This is a genomic window from Blastococcus sp. SYSU DS0617 (genome assembly GCF_054051075.1).
Genome location: NZ_JBJHAO010000003.1, coordinates 82,637 through 101,654, shown reverse-complemented (window position 1 = coordinate 101,654; position 19,018 = coordinate 82,637). Strand labels below are relative to the sequence as shown.

The following is a 19,018-nucleotide window of genomic DNA, read 5'->3' as shown; positions in this document are numbered from 1 at the left end:
ATGCGCGTCCTGGAGCTGTGGCGCTACCCGGTCAAGTCGCTGCAGGGCGAGCGGCTGACCGAGGCCTGGATCGGGCCGCTCGGCATCCCGCGGGACCGCGGCTGGGCGCTGTTCGACCGGGACACCGGGATGGGGCTCACCGCCCGCCGGGTGCCCGAGCTGCTGTTCGGCGCCGCCCGCGTGCGCGCGGACGGGGGCGTCGAGATCGTGCTGCCCGACGGCACCGTGACCGCCGAGGACGACGTGCTGTCCGACTGGCTCGGCCGGCGGGTGGAGCTGCGCACCGCGGCCGAGCAGGGCGACCGGGCGCCGGTCTACGAGGACCCGGGGGAGGAGGAGGCGGACGGCCCCACGGAGTGGATGCAGTGGGAGGGCGCGACCGGCCCCTTCCACGACAGTCCCCGCATCCGGCTCTCGGTGGTCTCCACGGGCACGGTGGGCACCTGGGACCGCCGGCGCTTCCGGGCCAACGTGCTGCTGGACGGCGCGGGCGAGGACGCCCTCCGTGGCCGGGACGCCGTTCTGGGTGCCGCCTCGGTCCGGTTCGGGGCGCCCATCGCCCGCTGCGTCATGACCACGCGGCCGCAGCCCGGTGGCCTCGGTCGCGACACGTCGGTGCTCAAGACGATCCATCGCGAGCGGGACGGGTTCCTGGCCGTGCGCGCCGCCGTCGTGGAGCCCGGGACGGTCCGGGTCGGCGACGTCCTGGCGCCGGCGGCAGACTGAGCGGCATGCGCACCGTCGACCTGCGGCCCGGGGAGGACACCATCCGGCTGGGCCAGCTGCTCAAGCTGGTCGACGCCGTGCCGACCGGCGCGCAGGTGAAGGACGTCCTGGCCACCACCGACATCCGCGTCAACGGCGAGCCCGAGGACCGGCGCGGCCGGCAGCTCCGGTCCGGCGACGTGGTCTCCGTCGAGGGCTTTGGGGACGTACGGATCGGCTGACCGGCCCGACGAGCTCGCGGACCGGCTCCGGGCCGGTTCCACGTGGAACCGCGGGCAGCCCGCGGCTCTGCGAGGCTGGCGGCATGGCGCACGCCTCGCTCCGCATCCCCCGCTGGCCGGCCGCGGCGCCGGAGGGGCCGGACTTCGCGGCGATCCGCGCCGAGTTCGCCGTCCCGGAGGAGTTCCCGGACGCGGTGCTCGCGCCAGCCCAGCGGCGGGCGGCGCAGCCGCGGCTGCCCGAGCTGGACGCGACGGACGTGCCGCTGGTGACCCTCGACCCCGTCGGGAGTCAGGACCTCGACCAGGCCGTCCACCTCGCCCGGCGCGGCGAGGGCTACCGGGTCAGCTACGCGATCGCCGACGTCGGCGCGGTGGTCGGCCTGGGCGGGCCGCTGGACACCGAGGCCCGGCGCCGCGGGCAGACGCTGTACAGCCCCGACCGGCGGATCCCGCTGCACCCGCCGGTGCTGAGCGAGGGTGCGGCCAGCCTCCTGCCCGGAGAGCTCCGCGCGGCGGCGCTGTGGACGATCGACCTGGACGCCGACGGCGAGCCGGTGCGCGTGGAGCTGCGCCGGGCCCGGGTCCGCAGCCGCGCGCAGCTGGACTACCCCGCCGTCCAGGCACAGGCGGACTCCGGCACCCTGCCCGAGCCGCTCGCCCTGCTGCCCACCGTCGGCAGGCTGCTCCAGCAGCGGGCCGCGGAGCGGGGCGCGATCGAGCTCGGCACGCCCGATCAGGAGGTGACCGCGTCGCCGGGCGGCGGCTGGACCCTCGCCTTCCGCGGCGACCTGCCGGTCGAGGGCTGGAACGCCGAGATCTCGCTGCTCACCGGGCGGTGCGCGGCCACGCTCATGCTGGACGGCGGGGTCGGCCTGCTCCGGACCCTGCCGCCCGCCCGCCCCGACGACGTCGCGCGGCTGCGCCTGCTGGCGCCGGCCCTGAGCGTGGACTGGCCGGCCGACGCCTCGCCGGGTGACGTCATCCGGGACCTCGATCCCGCGCGTCCCGGGCACGTGGCCTTCCTCGAGGAGGCGGTCGCCCTGCTCCGGGGTGCCGCCTACACGGCGTTCGACGGCGCCCCGCCCGAGCAGCCCGGCCACGGCGGCGTCGGCGCGCCGTACGCGCACGTCACCGCTCCGCTGCGGCGGCTGGTCGACCGGTTCGGCACCGAGGTCTGCCTGGCGCTGGCCGCCGGGGCGGAGCCGCCGCCCGGGCTGCGGGCCGTGCTGCCCGAGCTCCCGGCCCTGATGGCCGCCTCGGACCGGCGCACCCGGGAGGTCGAGCGCGCGGTGCTCGACGCGATGGAGGCGTGGCTGCTGCGGGGTCAGGAGGGCCGCACCTTCCGGGCCGTCGTCGTCGACGCCGGGCCCGGGTCGGCGACGGTCGTCCTCGACATGCTCGCCGTCCGGGCCCGGTGCACCGGCCAGGGGCTCGAGCCCGGTACGCGCACCGAGGTGCGGCTGACCGAGGCCGACGTCGCCGCCCGGCGGGTGCGGTTCGAGGCCGTGCCGTGAGCCGCGGCCCCGCACTCGCGTCCCGCTTGCAGGGCTTCGGGACGACGGTGTTCGCGGAGATGAGCGCCCTGGCCGTCGCCACCGGCTCCATCAACCTGGGCCAGGGCTTCCCGGACTACCCCGGCCCGCCCGAGGTGCTCGACGTCGCGCGAGCCGCCATCGGCACCGCCGCCGACCAGTACCCGCCCGGGCCGGGTGTCCCGGAGCTGCGCTCCGCGATCGCCGAGCACCAGCAGCGGTTCTCCGGGCTCGCGTACGACCCCGACACGGAAATCCTGGTCACCGCCGGGGCCACGGAGGCGCTCGCCGCCGTGATGCTGGCGCTGCTCGAGCCCGGCGACGAGGTGGTGCTGCTCGAGCCGATCTACGACAGCTACTCGGCGTCGGTCGCGATGGCCGGCGGCGTCGTCCGCCCGGTCCCCCTGCATCCCCCCGCCGGCGGCGCCGGCCGGTGGACGTTCGACCCGGCCGATCTGCGGGCGGCGGTGACCCCGCGCACCCGCCTGCTGCTGCTCAACACCCCGCACAACCCCACCGGCACGGTGCTCACCGCGGACGAGCTCGCCGTCCTGGGCGAGCTGGCGGTGGCGCACGACCTGCTGGTCGTCACCGACGAGGTGTACGAGCACCTGGTGTTCGACGGGGCCGGGCACGTCTCGCCGGCCACGGTCCCGGGCCTGCGCGAGCGCACCCTCGTGGTGAGCAGCGCCGGGAAGACGTTCAACGTGACCGGCTGGAAGGTCGGCTGGATCTGCGGTCCGGCGGCGCTGGTCGCGGCGGTGCGGACGGCGAAGCAGTTCCTCACCTACGTCAACGCCGGGCCGTTCCAGCCCGCGGTGGCCGCCGGTCTGCGGCTGCCCGACGGGTACTTCACCGCGCTGGCCCGCGACCTGCAGTTCCGTCGCGACGTGCTCGTGCGGGGATTGCGGGACGCCGGCCTGCCGGTGATCAACCCGGAGGCGACGTACTTCGCCACCGTCGACGTCCGGCCGGTCCAGCCCGACGGCGACGGCCTGGCCTTCTGCCGCGCGCTGCCGGCACGGGCGGGCGTGGTGGCCGTGCCGTCGGGGGTCTTCTACACACCGGAGCACGCGCACCTGGGCCGCCACCTGGTCCGGTTCGCGTTCAGCAAGGGTGACGGCGTGCTCGCCGAGGCCGTTCGCCGACTGGTGGCCATGGGTCGGGCGGGAGCGGGGTCGGCATGAGGATCGCCGCGGTGCAGCACGACATCGTCTGGGAGGACCGCGCGGCGAACTTCGGGCGGCTGGCGCCGCAGATCGCCCGGGCAGCGGCCGCCGGCGCGGACCTGGTGCTGCTCAGCGAGACGTTCTCCACCGGCTTCTCGATGACGGCGGGCATCGGGGAACCCGAGGGCGGGCCGTCGGCGCGCTTCCTCGGGCGGCAGGCCGCCGAGCACGGCGTGTGGGTGGCGGGCAGCTGCCCGGAGATCGCCGACGACGGCCCGCTTCCCTACAACTCCTTCGTCCTGGCCGGCCCGGACGGCACGGTGCACCGCTACCGCAAGCTCCACCCGTTCACCCACGGCGGCGAGCACGAGCGCTTCCGGGCCGGCGAGGGGCCGGTCACGGTGACCGTCGGCGGCCTGCGGATCACCCCGTTCGTCTGCTACGACCTGCGCTTCGCCGACGTCTTCTGGCGTGCGGCTCCGCAGACCGACGTCTACCTGGTCACCGCCAACTGGCCCGCGGCCCGGCGGCTGCACTGGACGGCGCTGCTGCAGGCCCGGGCCATCGAGAACCAGGCGTTCGTCGTCGGGTGCAACCGGGTCGGGGTGGCCGGCGACGGCACCGAGCACGCCGGTGACAGCCGCATCGTCGACCCGATGGGCGAGGTGCTGGCGTCCGCGGCCGGGATCGAGACCGTCGTCATGGCCGACGTCGACCCCGGAGCGGTCACCGTCACGCGGGACCGGCTGCGCTTCCTCGCCGACCGCCGCGCGGAGGGGGTGGGGCCGCGGTGACCAGGCCGTGATCGGGTGGCCGGCCGGCACACGGGAAGAATTCCGGGCACCGAGATCGCTGGGCGCGAGGTGAGCATCGTCGGCGGAGCCAGCCGCCCCCGGTCCAGCCACCTCAGCGGTCAGCTGTCCGCGCCCGTCCGCCGGCTGATCCGGTCCGGTCTGGCCGGGGCGGCGCTGCTGGTCGCCGCGACGGTGCTGGCCCTGATCTGGGCCAACTCCCCGTGGGGCGGGTCCTACGAGCGGCTGTGGCACACCGAGTTCGCGGTCCGGCTGGGCGACAGGACCATCGGCCAGGACCTGCAGCACTGGGTGAACGACGGCCTGATGGTGTTCTTCTTCTTCCTCATCGGCATGGAGGTGCGCCGCGAGCTCTCGATGGGGGAGCTGGCCCAGCGCAGCCGGCTCACCGTTCCGGCCATGGCCGCGGTCGGCGGGCTGGTCGTGCCCGCGCTCATCTACTACGCGTTCAACGCCGGGACCCCCGCCGCGCACGCCTGGGGCATCCCGATCGCCACCGACACCGCGTTCGTGCTCGGCGCGCTCGCCGTCTTCGGCCGGCGCTGCCCGATCCAGCTGCGGGTCTTCCTGCTCTCCCTGTCGGTGGTCGACGACATCGGCGCGCTCAGCGTGATCGCGATCTTCTACACCGACGACATCGACCTCGGGGCCCTGGCCGTGGCCGGCCTGTGCGTGCTGGCGTTCATCGTGCTGTCCAAGCTGCAGGTGTGGCGCGGCCCGGCCTACTTCGCTGTCGGCGTCGTCATGTGGTTCGCGATGTACCAGTCCGGCGTGCACGCAACCATCGGCGGCGTGGTCCTGGGGCTGCTGGTCAGCGCCTATCCGCCGCGCCGGGACGCGGTCGAGCTGGCGGGGTCGCTCACCCGGGCCTTCCGCCAGTCCCCCGACGTCGACCTCGCCCGGCAGGCCAAGCTCTCGGTGGAGCGGGCCGTGTCCCCGAACGAACGGATCGGCGCGGTCCTCGTGCCGTGGACCACCTACCTCGTCGTCCCGGTGTTCGCGCTGGCCAACGCCGGCGTGCGGATCGACGGGGAGCTGCTGGACCGAGCGCTCGGGTCCCCGGTCACCCACGGCGTCTTCGTCGGCCTGGTCGTCGGCAAGCTGCTCGGCGTCGCGCTGGGGGCGATGCTGGCGGTCAAACTGCGCCTGGGTTCGCTGCCGCCGGGGGTGACCCTCGGCAGCGTCTGGGCCGGTGCGGCGCTCACCGGGCTGGGTTTCACGGTCTCCTTGTTCGTCACCGACCTGGCCTTCGACGAGGAGGGCCTGCGCGACGAGGCGACGGTCGGCATCCTCGCCGCAGCAGTCGCCTCCACGCTGCTGGGTGCGCTGGCCTTCCGGCTGCTCACCCGCCGCACGACCGCCGCCTCCGCACCCCGGCCGGTGCGCCTCGACCCCCCTGTCGACCCGGCCGTCGACCACGTGCGCGGGCCGGTGGACGCGCCCCTCACGCTCGTGGAGTTCGGCGACGTCGAGTGCCCGTTCTGCGGCCGGGCCACCGGCGTGGTCGCCGAACTGCGCCGGCGCTTCGGCGACGAGCTGCGCTACGTCTTCCGGCACCTGCCCCTGGTCGACGTGCACCCGCACGCCGAGCTGGCCGCCGAGGCGACCGAGGCCGCCGGCGCCCAGGGAGCCTTCTGGGCCATGCACGACCGGTTGTTCAGCCACCAGGCCGAGCTCGACGCCCCCGACCTGCTCAACCACGCGGCCGCGCTGGGCCTGGACCTCGAGCGGTTCGCCCGCGAGCTCGGCCGGGAGACGCACGCCGCCCGCGTACGGGACGACGTCGCCAGCGCGGAGGCCAGCGGGGTGCACGGCACGCCGACCTTCTTCGTCAACGGCATCCGGCACGGCGGGCCCACCACGACCGACGCGCTGGCCGCCGCGCTGCTGCGCACCGATCCGCGCGGTACTCCTGGCGCACGGCTACCGGAACCGGACGAGGAGATGGGGGGACCGGCGGTCGTGCCGCCGGTCTCACCCCGCGTGCGGCTGGAGGCGGTCGCGGAGCTGGCGGCCCTCCAGGGCGCAGCCGAGACACCGGACACCGACGGCTCCTCGCCACGGCTCACCGACCGGCAGCTGGGCGTCCTGCACCGGTTCGGGCAGCGCCGCTCCACCGTGACCGGCGACCTGCTGGTGCAGGGCGGCCACGCCCAGTGGGACTTCGTGGTCGTGCTGACCGGCACCGTCGCGGTCGTCGAGGACGCCGACGGACCGGACGACGAGCCGCGGGTGATCTCCGTCGTGGGCCCGAAGCGCTTCCTGGGTGGGCTGAACATGCTGGCCGGCCAGCGCGCCGTCCGTTCGGTCGTCGCGGCGGCCCCCGGTGAGGTGCTCACCCTGGCGGTCGACCGGCTGCGCGCGGCTCTCGCCGCCGACCGCGAGCTGTCGAACGTCATCACCCGCGCGCTGCTCATCCGGCGGGCCATGCTGATCGGCCGGGCCAGCGGGATCCGCGTGCTGGGTGACCGCCGGTGGCCGGCCAGCGACCGGCTCCGCCAGACCCTTGCCGACCACGCGCTGGGCCACACCTGGCTCGACCCGTCGGAGGATCCGGCGGCGCGCACGATGCTCGAGGAGCTGGAGGCCCCCGAGGGCGTCCCGGTGGTGCTGGCGGCGGACGGTCGGGTGCTGTTCGACCCGAGCGGCGACGACCTCGCGCGACTCGGGTCCGAGCACGTGCGCTGAGCCTGCCCGGCGGTCAGCCCCGGTGGGGGGCGGGGTGCTCGTCGACGGTGACCTGCTCGCGCTCGACCGTCTCGGTAACCGAGGTCTGCCCGGCCACGACCTCGGTGTGCAGCCGGATCCGCTCGACCGGCACCACCTCGACGGTCACCACCGGCCGCTCCGCGTGCAGCACGATCTCCTCGGGCAGCCCGCCCGGGATCGAGCCGGCCGCGGACCCGTCGTGCAGCGCGTCGCCCTCGGTCACGAGCCCGCCGTCGGAGCCGTCCCCGGGGACCTCCTCGATGCGGATCTCCTCGCGCCGGACCGGCACGGTCACCTGCACCTCCTCGGTGACCACGTACTTCACGACCCGCATGCGCCGGTCGGCGACCCGCTCGGTGGCCACCCGCAGCTGCTCCTCGCTGCGCACCATGGTGCCGTCGCCGGGCCCCGCGACGTCGTGGGCCGGGGCGGCCGGTTCGCCCGCCGCGCCGTCGATGCTGGACAGCCGCTCGGCGTCGTCGCCCGCGGGGGTCACGCCGCGCGCGTAGTGCTGCCGCAGCGCCTCCTCCTCCGCGGGCGAGAGGTGCTCGCCGCCCATCCGGGGAGCGCTGGACACCGCGTCGGCGGGCACCGACAGCTGCAGCCGGCCGTCGACGAACGTGGCGTCCCCGGCCGGTGCGATCACCTGCTTCCGGCCGAGCAGACCGCTGGAGACCGACACCCACGTCGTGGCACCGGTGCGGTCGTCGGTGTAGAAGGTCTCGACGGTGCCGACGGACTCGCCGTCACTGCCGTAGGCCGTGCTGCCGATCGCCGCTGACACGTCTCGTTCGCTGACCATGGACCGACCTCTCCGAGTGCGCGGCGCCTCCGTCCGGGGCGCCAGCTCCCCGAGGCGTGCCCATCACGGGCCCTTCGTGAACATGGCGATGGGTGGCCGGGAGAGCGGTTCACTCCTTCTTGGGGCCCCGCCGTACGGTGCTCCGGTGCCCGCCGACCACCTCGAGATCGAGACGAAGTTCGACGTCCCGCCGTCCTACGGCCTGCCGGAGCTCGCCGCGGTGGACGGGGTGGCGTCGGTCGACGCCCCGGTCGAGCACCGGCTCGAGGCGCAGTACTTCGACACCCCCGATCTGCGGCTGGCCCGGGCGCGGATCACCCTGCGGCGGCGCACCGGCGGCCCCGACGACGGCTGGCACGTCAAGCTGCCGGCGTCGGGTGACGCCCGCAGGGAGCTGCACCAGCCGCTGGGGCGGGCGGTCCGGCGACCTCCCAAGGCCGTCGTCGCCCCGGTCGCGGGCGTGCTCCGCGGCGCGGCGCCGGTACCGGTGGTCCAGCTGCGGACCCGCCGGGTGGTCACCGTGCTGCGCGGCGCCGACGGACGGCCGCTCGCCGAGGTCGCAGACGACGCGGTGAGCGCCACCCGGCTGTCCGGCCCGGACGGAGCGGTCGAGGTGCGTACCTGGCGGGAGGTCGAGGTCGAGCTCCTGGAGGGCGACCGGGACCTTCTCGCGGGCGTGGGGGAGCAGCTGGTCGCGGCGGGCGCCGAGCGCACCGCCCGCGCTTCCAAGCTCGCCCGTGCCCTCGGGCTCGAGCCCGAGGAGAGCCGCCCACCGGAGGCGCCCCGCCGGAAGAAGGGCGGCAAGCGGCGCACGGGCGCCGGACCGTCCGCGGGCGAGGTGGTGCTGGCCGCCCTCCGGCAGGAGGTGGCCGCCCTGGAGCTCGCGGACGTCGGGCTGCGCACGGGCGCGGAGGACGGCCTGCGCCGGATGCGGATCGCCTGCCGCCACCTGCGCGGACTGCTGGCCGCCTTCCGGCCGGTGCTCGACCGGGCCGCGACCGAGCCCCTGCGCGACGAGCTCCGCCGGCTGGCCGGCCGGCTGTCGGCGTTCCGGGACGACGAGGTCGCCTACGCCGGCCTGCGCGCGGCCGTCGCGGAGCTGCCGGAGGAGCTCGTCCTCGGACCGGTGGTCGCGCGGCTGCAGTCGGGGGAGGTAGCGGCGCAGGAGCGCGGCCGCACCCAGGCGGCGGCCGTCGTCGCCGAGCGCTCCCACCTGGATCTGCTCGAGGCGCTGCACGCCCTGCTCGCCGACCCTCCGCTGACCGGGCGGGCCGCCCGGCCGGCGGACGCGGTGCTGGCCGAGGTGCTGCGCCGGGAGACGCGGCGGGTGCGGCGCTCGGCATCGGCCGCCGGGCCGCTGACCGGCGCGGAGCGGACCGAGGCGCTGCACGCGCTGCGCCGCGCCGCCCGGCGGGCCCGGTACACCGCCGAGGTCGTCGCGCCGGTCGTCGGCGAGCCGGCCCGGGACGTGGCCCGAGCCGCCAAGAGGACGCAGCGGCTGCTGGGCGCCCTCCAGGACCTGGTGGTGGTGGGGGAGCGGTGCCGGCACCTCGCCGTGAGCGCGCACGCCGCGGGGGAGCCGGGCTTCACCTACGGGCTGCTGCTCGGCCGCGCCGAGGCGCGCGCGCAGGACGCCGAGCGGGCCTTCACCGAGCGCTGGCCGGCACTGGCCCAGCGGCTCGGCGGCTGACCGTGGTCGCGGAGCCGAGGCCGCGCTGAGCGGCCGGTCAGGCGGAGAGGGCGCGGAGGGCCTCGTCGAGCGTCTCCTCGAGCTTGCGCTCGCCGTTGCTGTCGGCCCAGGCGAGCAGCGCCGTGGTGTAGGCGACGAGGGCGGCGCCCGCCTGGACGACCTCGGTGGGGCCCGGTGTTCGGCCGGTGGACCTCGCCAGGCTCCGCACGAACATGCCGGCGGTCTCGCGCTCGAACTCGGCGGCCCGGGTCCGGAGGTACGGGGTGGCGGCGATGATCCGCCAGCGGGTGAACGTCTCCTCCGTCGCCTCGGGCGGCAGCTGGGCGAGGTACAGGGGCAGCGCCCGTCGGATGCGCTCGCCCAGCGGCAGGTCCTCCGGCTGGGTGGCGAGCAGCGCGTCGACCTGGTCATCGGTCGGCAGCGCCATGATCAGGTGCTCCTTGCTCGGGTAGTGCGCGTAGAAGGTGGGCACCGAGACCTCGGCGCGCTGCGCGATGCGGCCGACGCTGACCTGCTCGTACCCGAAGTCCTCGAACAGGGCGAGGGCGGTCGTGAAGATCCGCCGGTGCGTTGCCTCCCATCGTCGGTTCCGCCAGTCCGAGGTGTCTGCCACGCCGAGATGGTGCGGCCACGGTCCCGATTCGGCCACTCGCCGCTCCGACGGCGGTCGGCCGGCACCGGTACGGTCGGCCCGTGAGCTCGGCGACCGGCACCCTCGTGGTGCCCGAGCAGCGCGCCGACGTGTGGCGCGCCCTGGCGGTGCTCGCGCCCTACTGCCCGGTCTGCGACGTCTCCTACGTCGTCACCGGGTCGGGCCGTCGCACGACGTTCGTGGCGGTCCCGGGCCGGCTCGACGGCGAGCCGCCCGCGGGCGCTCCGCAGGGCCGCATCCTCGAGTGGGCGCCGGGCCGGGTCGTCGTCACGCAGGTCGAGCTGACCCCGGAGACCTGGACGACGCGCATCGAGCTCGAGGACGCCCCGGCCGGTGGCACGAGCGTGACCCTGACCGTGAGCCACGAGGCGCGCGGCCGGGGACGGCTGGCCGGCCGGCTGCTGGGCCGGGCGGCCCGGCCGATGGTCCAGCGGACGGTGGAGTCCGAGTTGGCGAAGGTGCCCGCGCACGTCGCGCGGGTCGTCGGCACCGCCTGAACATCACGGTGTGCGCACGATCGGGCGAACGGCGCATCGGTGATCGACTCCCGGGTAAGGCCTTCTCTCGTGCCCCGGCGGCACCCGGCACCGTGCCGGGAGTGCATGCCGGTCGGGCCAACTGAGGAGAGATGGCTATGGAGATCATCGGTCTGATCATCGCGGGCATCATCATCGGCCTGCTGGGCAAGTTCGTCGCCCCCGGCGACAAGGACAACATCCCGATCTGGCTGACGCTGCTGTGCGGTATCGGCGGTGTGCTCATCGGCTACTTCGTGGCCGGCGCGCTCGGCGTCGACGACACCGACGGCATCGACTGGCTGCGCTGGATCATCTCGATCATCGTCGCCGCTGCGCTGGTGATCGCGGCCTCCACGATCACCGGCCGGAACAACCGCGCCGTCCGCTGACCTCGCGTCCCGGGGGCGCGGCCGAGCACGTGGCCGCGCCCCCGGGGCCGCGTCGTCGCGAATCCCGGACCCGCTCGTCGAGCGGGCCGGAGACGACGCCCCCCGTGGGCGTCACCGAACTGAAGGAGAACAACAGTGATCGGCTTCCTCGTCGCCGGACTCATCATCGGGGCCCTGGCCCGCCTGATCGTCCCGGGCAAGCAGAACCTCGGGATCCTGGCGACCCTCGCCCTGGGCCTGGTGGGCTCGCTGATCGGTGGCCTGATCGCTCAGGCCTTCGGCACCGGGAGCATCTGGGAGCTCAACGTCATCGGCTTCGTCCTGGCCGTCATCGCGGCCGTGCTGCTCATCGGCGTCGCCGAGGGCATCTCCGGCAAGTCCAGGCGCGGCGCCGTCCGCTGACGCTGCGCCCCGGGGACGCGATCGGGCTCAGAGCTCGACCGTGTCCCCCGGGGCCAGCCGGCTGAACGGCGTGGGGGTCCCCGGGCCGCGCTCGCCGAGCAGCCCCGAGACGACACCCAGGCCGGTGTCGTTGAGCAATCCGTCGTGGACGGCGTACGCCTGGTCGGCGTCCACGGCCCGCACGTAGTCGATCACCTCGGCCGTCCTGGACCACGGGGCGTGCAGGGGGAGCAGCAGCGTCGCCACCGGCTGATCGGGCACGGTGAAGGCATCGCCCGGGTGGAAGACCACCCCGCCGACCAGGAAACCCACGTTGGCGATCCGCGGGATGTCCGGATGGATCTCCGCGTGCAGCTCGCCGTGCACCTGCACCTCGACGCCGGCCACCGTCACGGCGTCCCCGTGACCCACGACGTGCACCCGCCCGGCGGGCGCGTCCAGCTTCTCGGCCACCGACCGGTTCGTCCAGATCTCCAGCGCCGGGTCGGCGTCCAGCGCCGCCCGCAGCCGCTGCGGCTCGAAGTGGTCGGGGTGCTCGTGCGTGACGAGCACGGCCGACGCGCCGTCGAGCGCCGCCGGATCGGTGAAGGCCCCAGGATCGATCACCAGCCGGTGCTCGCCCTGGCCGAGGACGACGCACGCGTGGCCGTGCTTGGTCAGCTCCATGACCGCATCCTGCACCGGCGGCTCCCACACCGCTCCCGGGGCCGGCGTCACTCGTCCGGGTGGGATCGGCGGCCCGGCCATCACGCCGGCCCTCCGTGCTGCCGACGTGGTCCTCATGATGCTGCAGACGATCGTGCACGCCGCGGCGCGGAGCCGCGCCCACGGCCCGACCGCCGCGCTGTGGCACGCCGTCGAGCTGCACCGCCCGATGGCCGAGATCGACGGCGCCTGCGAGCTCACCGTCTGCGGCTCGCTGGCCCGGGTGGTCCCCGACGGCCCGTGGCCGCGCACCGGTGACGACGTCTGCCCGGAGTGCTCCTCGCTCGTGCGCTGAGCGCCCGCGTCAGCCGCTCTGCGCGATCTCCAGCCGGAGCCGCGCGAGCAGGTCCGAGCGGTTGCTCGCGCCCAGCCGCTGCCGGATCCGCGAGACGTGGTGCTCGACGGTCTTGGCCGAGATGAACAGCGTTCCGCCGATCTCCCGGTAGGTCTGCCCGGCCACCACCAGCCGGGCCACCTCCCGCTCCCGCTCGCTGAGCCGGCCGGCCGGGGAAGGCGGGGAGCTCGCACCGTCCGGCCTGCCCATCGGTCTGGCCGTGTCCAGGTCGTGGGTCTCGGCGAGCACCCGGGCGCACGACAGCAGGGCCGTGCGGGCCCGCGGGTCGCGGGTGCGCGCTGCCGCCTGGCCCGCCAGGCGTGACCCGTCCCAGGTGAGCCCCACGGCGGCCAGGTCCTGCGCGGTCGACTCCACGATCTCGGCGTCGATGTCGCCGGTGAGCACCCGCAGCCAGCAGCGGCCCGCCCGGGCGAGGTTCGCCGCGTAGGGGCTCGTCCGTGCCGCCGCCACCAGCGCGGCGGCGTGCGGCCGCAAACCGGCGGGGTCGTCGACCAGGATGGCCGCCTGGGCGCCGCTCCAGTGGAGCGGCGCCGCCCACAGGTCGGGGGAGCCCAGCCGGTCCAGCAGCGCCTGCGCGGCGGCGACGTTCGGTGCGATCCGGTCGCTCTCCCCCAGCCGCGCACCGGCGATCATCAGCTCGCCGAGGGGGAGCAGGCTGAACAGGTCGATCGGGTACCGCAGCAGCGCCTCGCGCGCGCGGGCCCACGCCGCCGCCAGGCCGGGTGCGTCGCCGCTGCGGCGGGCGAGGCCGACGTCGAGCGCCTGCAGGTAGAGGTCGTCGCGCGGCTCCAGGCCGTGCTCGGGGTCCTGCGCGCGGACCAGGTACTCACGGGCGCGGTTCATCCGCCCCCGCAGCATGGCCGCCCAGGCGAGCAGCAGGAGGTGCCGGGCGCGGCTCGGGGCGCCTCCGGTGTCCGCCGCGACGGCGCGGTCGAGGACGGACTCGGTCACGCCGAGCTCTCCGCAGTGCAGCGCGACCAGCGCCGCCAGGGCGGCCGGGGTCTCCTGGAGGAGAGCGCTCCGGCCCACCGGTTCCAGCAGGGAGGCCGCGCGCGACAGGGTGGAGAGGGCCGCCGCGATGTCGGCGCCGGCGTTCTCCCCCGTCCGCAGCGACTGCAGCACGCCGCGGGCCATCAGCTCCTCGCAGCCGGACAACAGGGTGGGGGGCTCCGCGGTGGCCGCCTCCCGGCGTCCGTCCAGGGCGGCGCACGCCTCGCTCGCGGCCCCCGTGCTGAGCAGCGCCAGCGCCACGGCGCCGGTCCGCTGCGCGCCGGCCAGCCGGTAGAGCTCCGCGCTGTGCCCCGGCAGTCCCCGGTGGGCCAGCACGGTGGCCGCGACCCCGGCCGCACGGGATCGGTCGGGGGCGTCGTCGTCGGTCAGCACGGTGTCGGCCCATCGCAGGGCGGCGTCGAAGTCGCCCGCGAGCGCGGCGGCCTGCGCCCGGCGGGCCGCGATCCCGTGGACGGAGGCGCCGCAGGCCATCGCGGCGTCCAGCAGCTCCGGTGCCGTGGCCGGATCCGACCGGAGCGCGGCGTCGCCCTGGCGTTCCAGCAGCCGGGCCGCCCGCAGGTCGCGCACCCGGTCCGCAGCCAGCATGCGCGCCAGCTCCAGCGGCTGGTCGCCCCGCTCCACGAGCAGGCCCAGCAACCGGCGGCGGGTGTCCCGGGTGAGTTCGGGTGCGGCCAGGTCGCCCAGCCCCCGGGCCGCCAGGGGTACCAGGTCGCCGTTCCCGAGCAGGAGGCCGCTGGACCGGGCCGCGCCGAGCAGCTCGGCGATCCGCGACGGCGGGACGGCCAGCAGGTCGGCGAGCACCTCGGTCTCCAGGGGCGCACCGGCCGCCACGGCGTGCATCAGCGACCGGGTGTCCTCGTCGAGCGTGCCGAGCTGGGCGCGCACCACGTCCAGGACCTCGTCGGGCACGAGCAGGCGCCCGGTCGACCGGGAGACGGCGTGCGGGGAGGCCAGGCAGCGCAGCAGCGGCCGGACCAGGGCCGGCAGCCCGCCGGTCTGGTGCACGACGGCGTCGACGAGCCCGGGTGGCAGCGGCCCCCCGATCTCGTCCCGGGCCCAGTCCTGGACCGTCCCGCGGTCGACGTGACCGAGGACGACGGCCCGCCCGTCGGTGCCGAGGGCGCGGACGAGCTCGGCCAGTGCGGGCGAGCTCGGCCACGGCCGGAACGCCAGGGCCACCCGGCAGCCCCCGTCGTCCACCAGCCGGCGTACCCGCAGGATCGCCTCGTCGGGGAGCCGGTGGGCGTCGTCCACCACCACGGCCACCGAGCCGGCGGCGACGTTGGGCTGGTCGTCGACAGCAAGCCCCACCACGGTGAGGCCGGCCGCCCGGTAGCCGGCGACCACCTCGGCCAGCAGCAGCGACTTCCCCGTGCCCCCCGGGCCCTCGACGACGACGTGGCCGGGTGCCGCGGGAGCGGCCGGGGACCGCCGGCGGGAGGACCCGGCCCGGTCCGGCGCGCCCTCGTTGCGCCACCCGCCGGTGCCGTGCAGGTCGGTGATCACGGGGCCTCCGCCGGCTCGGGCGTCGCCGGGGGCTCGGTGCTCGCGCCGGGAGGCTCGGTGGCGGCCGGAGCCGGTGCCTCCGTCGCGGGTGGGGGTTCGGTGGCCGCGGGGGGACGCTCGGTGGTGGCCGGAGCCGGTGCGGGGACCTCCGTCGCGGGTGGGGGTTCGGTGGCCGCGGGGGGAGGCTCGGTCGGCGTCGGCGTCGGCGTCGGCGTCGGCGTGGGGGTCGGTGTCGGCGTAGGAGCCGGGGCAGGAGCCGGCGCCGGGGTCTGCGTCGCGGGCGGGGCTTCGCCCGGGGTCGGCGTCGCCGCTGCCGGCGTGGGCCCGGCCGTGGGCGTGGCGGCCTGCGACGTGGGCGACGCAGGCCCCCCGGCGGCCGCCGGGGACGAGGCCGCCGTGGTGGGCGTCGCCGGAGTGGAGGCCGCCGGGGTCGACGCGGTGGTGGGGGCACCGCTCGGCAGGGCGGGGGCCTCGGCGGAACCAGGGGACGCCGTCCCGGGAGCAGGGGACGTCGTCGCGCCGGACATCAGCCGCTGGAGGGCGGCTCCGGCGGACTGGGTCGCGCGGGACACCGCCGAGGAGCCCGACGTCCCCGGGACCCGGCCCGCGCCGGCCGCCCGGTGGTCCGCGGCCTCGCGCACCCGGACGCCCGAGGTGGTCGGCCGGTCGCCTCCCGGGGCCGGCCCCGGAGCGGTGGCCTGCCGGTCCGGGCTCCCCTCGTCACCCCCGGCCTCGGCGGCCGGTGCGCCGGGAACGGTCTCGGCGCCGGACAGGAGCGCCGCGGACAGCGTCGGGACGACGAGGACCAGACCCAGGAACAGCCCGGCGACGACCAGGATCCGGGCGGCGCGCCGTGGCCGCGAACGACCGGCCGGGCGCCGGGATGCCCCCGTCCGCGCGGCCGTGGGGGGACGCGCCACCAGCCGGGGCCGGTCCTCGCGCCGCGGGGGGAGGGAGGGGGCCCGGTCCGACGCCGGCGCGGCGTCGGGGGAGTTCCCGGTGTCCGCGGGCGTCTCTGCTGCTGCCACCTCCTCCTGCTCGGCCGGGGCGGCGTCCGGCTCCGGCCGGCGCTCGGCGATCCCGAGCGCCAGCCCGGCCGCACCTCCCGCCGCGGTGAGCTCCGGCGCCGGGTCGACGACCAGCGGCCGCCCCAGCGCCGCGGAGAGGCACTCGCCCACCAGGGGCACGTGGACCGATCCGCCGATGAGGACGACGGCATCGAGGTCCTCGACCTCGACGCCCGCGTTCCCGACGCCGCGGGCCAGCTCGTCGACCGACTCCAGGACGCCGGGGCGGATGAGCTCGTCCAGCTCCTCCCGGGTCAGCCGCAGCTCCTCGCCGGGGAGGGGGGCACCCGGCACCGCGGTCAGCCTGGTCACGGTGTCCGAGGACAGGGCCTCCTTGGCGGCGACGACCGCGGCACGGAGCGCCCGGGCCGCGTCCCGGTCGATGCCACCCGTCCGCCCGGCGTCCGGGAGCGCCTGCAGCACGTGGCCGAGCAGTGCGTCGTCGACGTCCTGCCCGCCCCACCGGAGGGGCGGGAGCGGGGTGCCGACGTGCTGCAGCTCGCCTTCGGGCGTGGCGCGGACGACCGCGGTGTCCAGCGTGCCGGCGCCCAGGTCGTAGACGGCGACCGTGTCGGTCGTGCGCAGCCGGCCGGCGTCGATGTGGGCGTAGGTGGCGGCCAGGGCCCCGGACACCAGCGACGTGCCCGGCCCCAGGGCGGTGCGGATCGCCTCGCCCAGCAGCTCGCTGCGGTACGCGCCCCAGGACGGGGGCACGGTCAGCACCGTCCAGCCGGGCGCCCGGCCCTCCTGCTGCTCCGCCACGGCCCGGACCTCGGCCACGACCTCGGCGGCGACGTCGGCGGCGGACCGGCCCCGGCCGTCCTCGTAGAGCGGGGCGGATGTCCCGATGCGGGCCACCACGCGCGCCGTCCGGGCGGTCATGGCGGGCAGTGGCAACGGGTCGAGCGCGGGGGCTGCTCCCGTCCCCATCCGGCAGATCACCGCGGTGACACCGCCGGCCCCGATGTCCACGCCCAGCCCGTACTCGTCCACGCGCATCGATCCCCCAACGCAGTCCAAGAGCCGGCCGCCGCAGCGGCACCCAGCGGAAATTAACGGCCGGATCGAACTTTCAGGGCGTTACCGGGCCGTAACTTCGTCCCCAGGGGCAAGCGGGGGGCGACACCCCGGGTCCCCCTAACGATGGGTGACCGCGAATCCCCCAACATCGGGTAACACGCACCGGACCTCGCCCCGATGAGCCCCGACCCGCCCCGGCCCTTGACTGCGTCTGCCAGCCGGCCGACGGCGGACGGCTCGACCTCTCGGGAGACATCTCATGACCACCATGGCGAGCACCCTGCTCGACTTCATCCTCGGCCTGCTCCGTGACGACGAGGCCGCCGAGGCGTTCGCGGAGAACCCGGAGGCCGCGCTGGCCGCCGCCGGCTTCCCCGACGTCGACCCGGCCACCGTCCACGCGCTGATGCCCGTGATGGCCGACTCCTCGCCGGCCTCGTACGGCCGGTACAGCGGCCGGGACGAGCACGACGACGACGACAAGGGCTCCGGCCACAAGCCGGTGCGCGACGAGGACTGCGACGACGACCGCGGGCACAAGCCGGTGCGCGACGAGGACTGCGACAAGGACGACGGCCACTGGCACAAGGTCTGGCACGACGGCGACGACGACGACTGCGACAGCGGCAAGGACCTCGACGGTCACGGCAAGCACGAGTCCGCCGGGCACGGCCGGCACGACTACGCCGGGCACGGCCAGGAGGCCGCGGTCATCCACAACGTCCGGTACGTCGAGAACAACTACTCGCACACCGACGTCGACATCACCTACACCGACATCGACGTCGACATCGAGAACGCGATCTGGGCGGCTCCCGGCTCGACGGCCGTCCTCGTCGACGGCGACGTCGAGGGCGACGTCAACGTCGGCAACGAGGACAACGACACGCTCACCGTCGTCCACGAGGACAACGACACGCTGAACGTCAACAGCGGCAACGTGATCACCACGGTCAACGAGGACAACGACACGCTGAACGTGAACAGCGGGAACACGGTCAACAGCGGGAACACGGTCAACAGCGGCAACACGAACAGCGGGAACGTCCTCACCAACGAGGACAACGACACGCTGAACCTCAACAGCGGCAACACGAACAGCGGCAACGTCAACAGCGGCAACGTCAACAGCGGCAACGTCATCGACGCCTCGGACGACGACGTCATCACCAACGAGGACAACGACACGGTCCTCGTCAAGGTGGACAACGACACCTACGTCAACGAGGACAACGACACCTACATCTACGAGGACAACGACACGTACGAGGACAACGACGGCATCGACCAGGACGGCGTGGTCAACGTCATCGACGCCTCGGACGACGACGTCACGACGACCTACAACGACAACGACGGGGTCGACCAGGACGGTCTGGTCAACACCAACGGCGACGGCAACTTCGACGCCTCGGACGACGACGGCGTGGACGGCAACGTCGCCATCGGCGACGGCGCCGTCGGTGGCGACGACAAGTCCGACGACGACGTGGTCATCGACGCCTCGGACGACGACGTGGTGATCGACGCCTCGGACGACGACTTCGTGGCGATCGACGCCTCCGACGACGACGTGGTGACCAAGATCGAGGACAACGACTTCATCGACCAGGACAGCGGCGACGACAGCGTCATCGACCCCGACCTGGTCGACGTGGACGTCCCGGTGACCGTGGACGCTGACCCGGCCATGGGGGGCTGATCCGCTGCGTCGCACCGACCCCGATCCCGG

17 protein-coding genes are annotated in these 19,018 nt (G+C 75.5%); 12 read left to right on the top strand and 5 right to left on the bottom strand.

The features are described 5' to 3' along the window. The 6 genes from ACI793_RS05085 (at nucleotide 1) to nhaA (ending at nucleotide 7,148) form a co-directional block, all read left to right on the top strand. Entirely contained in the window at nucleotides 1–726 is a 726-nt protein-coding gene (locus ACI793_RS05085) for an MOSC domain-containing protein (protein ID WP_456605285.1), read from the top strand. 5 nt (nucleotides 727–731) lie between these two features. Then, nucleotides 732–947: an RNA-binding S4 domain-containing protein gene (locus ACI793_RS05080; RefSeq protein WP_456605284.1), complete on the top strand. Its 216-nt coding sequence runs from the start codon at nucleotides 732–734 to the stop codon at nucleotides 945–947. Nucleotides 948–1,030: 83 nt separating this feature from the next. After that, the gene (locus ACI793_RS05075; protein WP_456605283.1) at nucleotides 1,031–2,461 is read left to right on the top strand and encodes an RNB domain-containing ribonuclease; all 1,431 of its coding nucleotides are present in this window, start codon (nucleotides 1,031–1,033) and stop codon (nucleotides 2,459–2,461) included. Continuing rightward, a complete protein-coding gene (locus ACI793_RS05070; protein ID WP_456605282.1) occupies nucleotides 2,458–3,666 on the top strand; it encodes a pyridoxal phosphate-dependent aminotransferase in 1,209 nt (402 codons plus the stop codon). Before ACI793_RS05075 ends, ACI793_RS05070 begins: the two co-directional genes overlap by 4 nt. Next, complete coding sequence (locus tag ACI793_RS05065; RefSeq protein WP_456605281.1) at nucleotides 3,663–4,442, top strand: nitrilase-related carbon-nitrogen hydrolase; 780 nt, start codon at nucleotides 3,663–3,665, stop codon at nucleotides 4,440–4,442. The genes ACI793_RS05070 and ACI793_RS05065 overlap by 4 nt, the downstream gene beginning before the upstream one ends. Nucleotides 4,443–4,511: 69 nt before the next feature. Beyond that, on the top strand, nucleotides 4,512–7,148 hold the full coding sequence (gene nhaA, locus ACI793_RS05060) for a Na+/H+ antiporter NhaA (RefSeq protein WP_456605280.1): 2,637 nt from the start codon (nucleotides 4,512–4,514) through the stop codon (nucleotides 7,146–7,148). A gap of 13 nt (nucleotides 7,149–7,161) precedes the next feature. Here the strand turns inward: nhaA and ACI793_RS05055 are convergent, their stop codons facing one another. Next, entirely contained in the window at nucleotides 7,162–7,971 is an 810-nt protein-coding gene (locus tag ACI793_RS05055) for a DUF2382 domain-containing protein (protein WP_456605279.1), read from the bottom strand. A gap of 145 nt (nucleotides 7,972–8,116) precedes the next feature. On the opposite strand from ACI793_RS05055, the gene ACI793_RS05050 reads away from it, so the two are divergent. After that, nucleotides 8,117–9,661, top strand: a complete 1,545-nt coding sequence (locus ACI793_RS05050) for a CYTH and CHAD domain-containing protein (protein ID WP_456605278.1) — start codon at nucleotides 8,117–8,119, stop codon at nucleotides 9,659–9,661. Nucleotides 9,662–9,698: 37 nt separating this feature from the next. On the opposite strand, the gene ACI793_RS05045 is transcribed toward ACI793_RS05050, so the two are convergent. Beyond that, nucleotides 9,699–10,274 carry a TetR/AcrR family transcriptional regulator gene (locus ACI793_RS05045; RefSeq protein ID WP_456605277.1) on the bottom strand — a complete coding sequence of 192 codons (576 nt, stop codon included), beginning with the start codon at nucleotides 10,272–10,274 and terminating at the stop codon, nucleotides 9,699–9,701. A gap of 80 nt (nucleotides 10,275–10,354) precedes the next feature. Between ACI793_RS05045 and ACI793_RS05040 the strand changes: the two genes are divergently transcribed. The 3 genes from ACI793_RS05040 to ACI793_RS05030 all read left to right on the top strand — a co-directional run bounded on the left by ACI793_RS05040 (nucleotide 10,355) and on the right by ACI793_RS05030 (nucleotide 11,622). Further along, entirely contained in the window at nucleotides 10,355–10,810 is a 456-nt protein-coding gene (locus ACI793_RS05040; protein ID WP_456605276.1) for an SRPBCC family protein, read from the top strand. A gap of 137 nt (nucleotides 10,811–10,947) precedes the next feature. Beyond that, the gene (locus tag ACI793_RS05035) at nucleotides 10,948–11,220 is read left to right on the top strand and encodes a GlsB/YeaQ/YmgE family stress response membrane protein (RefSeq protein WP_456605275.1); all 273 of its coding nucleotides are present in this window, start codon (nucleotides 10,948–10,950) and stop codon (nucleotides 11,218–11,220) included. A 135-nt stretch (nucleotides 11,221–11,355) separates the two neighbouring features. Then, on the top strand, nucleotides 11,356–11,622 hold the full coding sequence (locus tag ACI793_RS05030; protein WP_456605274.1) for a GlsB/YeaQ/YmgE family stress response membrane protein: 267 nt from the start codon (nucleotides 11,356–11,358) through the stop codon (nucleotides 11,620–11,622). Nucleotides 11,623–11,649: 27 nt separating this feature from the next. Here ACI793_RS05030 and ACI793_RS05025 read toward each other — a convergent pair whose 3' ends face one another. Beyond that, nucleotides 11,650–12,288 (bottom strand): MBL fold metallo-hydrolase, encoded by a 639-nt coding sequence (locus tag ACI793_RS05025; protein WP_311343205.1) that lies wholly within the window; start codon nucleotides 12,286–12,288, stop codon nucleotides 11,650–11,652. On the opposite strand from ACI793_RS05025, the gene ACI793_RS05020 reads away from it, so the two are divergent. Next, nucleotides 12,287–12,622 carry a hypothetical protein gene (locus tag ACI793_RS05020; RefSeq protein ID WP_456605273.1) on the top strand — a complete coding sequence of 112 codons (336 nt, stop codon included), beginning with the start codon at nucleotides 12,287–12,289 and terminating at the stop codon, nucleotides 12,620–12,622. The genes ACI793_RS05025 and ACI793_RS05020 overlap by 2 nt on opposite strands. 9 nt (nucleotides 12,623–12,631) lie before the next feature. On the opposite strand, the gene ACI793_RS05015 is transcribed toward ACI793_RS05020, so the two are convergent. Together ACI793_RS05015 and ACI793_RS05010 are read right to left on the bottom strand one after the other, a co-directional pair. Beyond that, nucleotides 12,632–15,199: a LuxR C-terminal-related transcriptional regulator gene (locus tag ACI793_RS05015; protein ID WP_456605272.1), complete on the bottom strand. Its 2,568-nt coding sequence runs from the start codon at nucleotides 15,197–15,199 to the stop codon at nucleotides 12,632–12,634. Next, complete coding sequence (locus ACI793_RS05010) at nucleotides 15,196–17,265, bottom strand: Hsp70 family protein (RefSeq protein WP_456605271.1); 2,070 nt, start codon at nucleotides 17,263–17,265, stop codon at nucleotides 15,196–15,198. Before ACI793_RS05010 ends, ACI793_RS05015 begins: the two co-directional genes overlap by 4 nt. Nucleotides 17,266–17,545: 280 nt before the next feature. Here ACI793_RS05010 and ACI793_RS05005 point away from each other — a divergent pair, with 280 nt between their 5' ends. After that, complete coding sequence (locus ACI793_RS05005; protein ID WP_456605270.1) at nucleotides 17,546–18,988, top strand: IniB N-terminal domain-containing protein; 1,443 nt, start codon at nucleotides 17,546–17,548, stop codon at nucleotides 18,986–18,988. The last annotated feature ends 30 nt before the right edge of the window (nucleotides 18,989–19,018 follow it).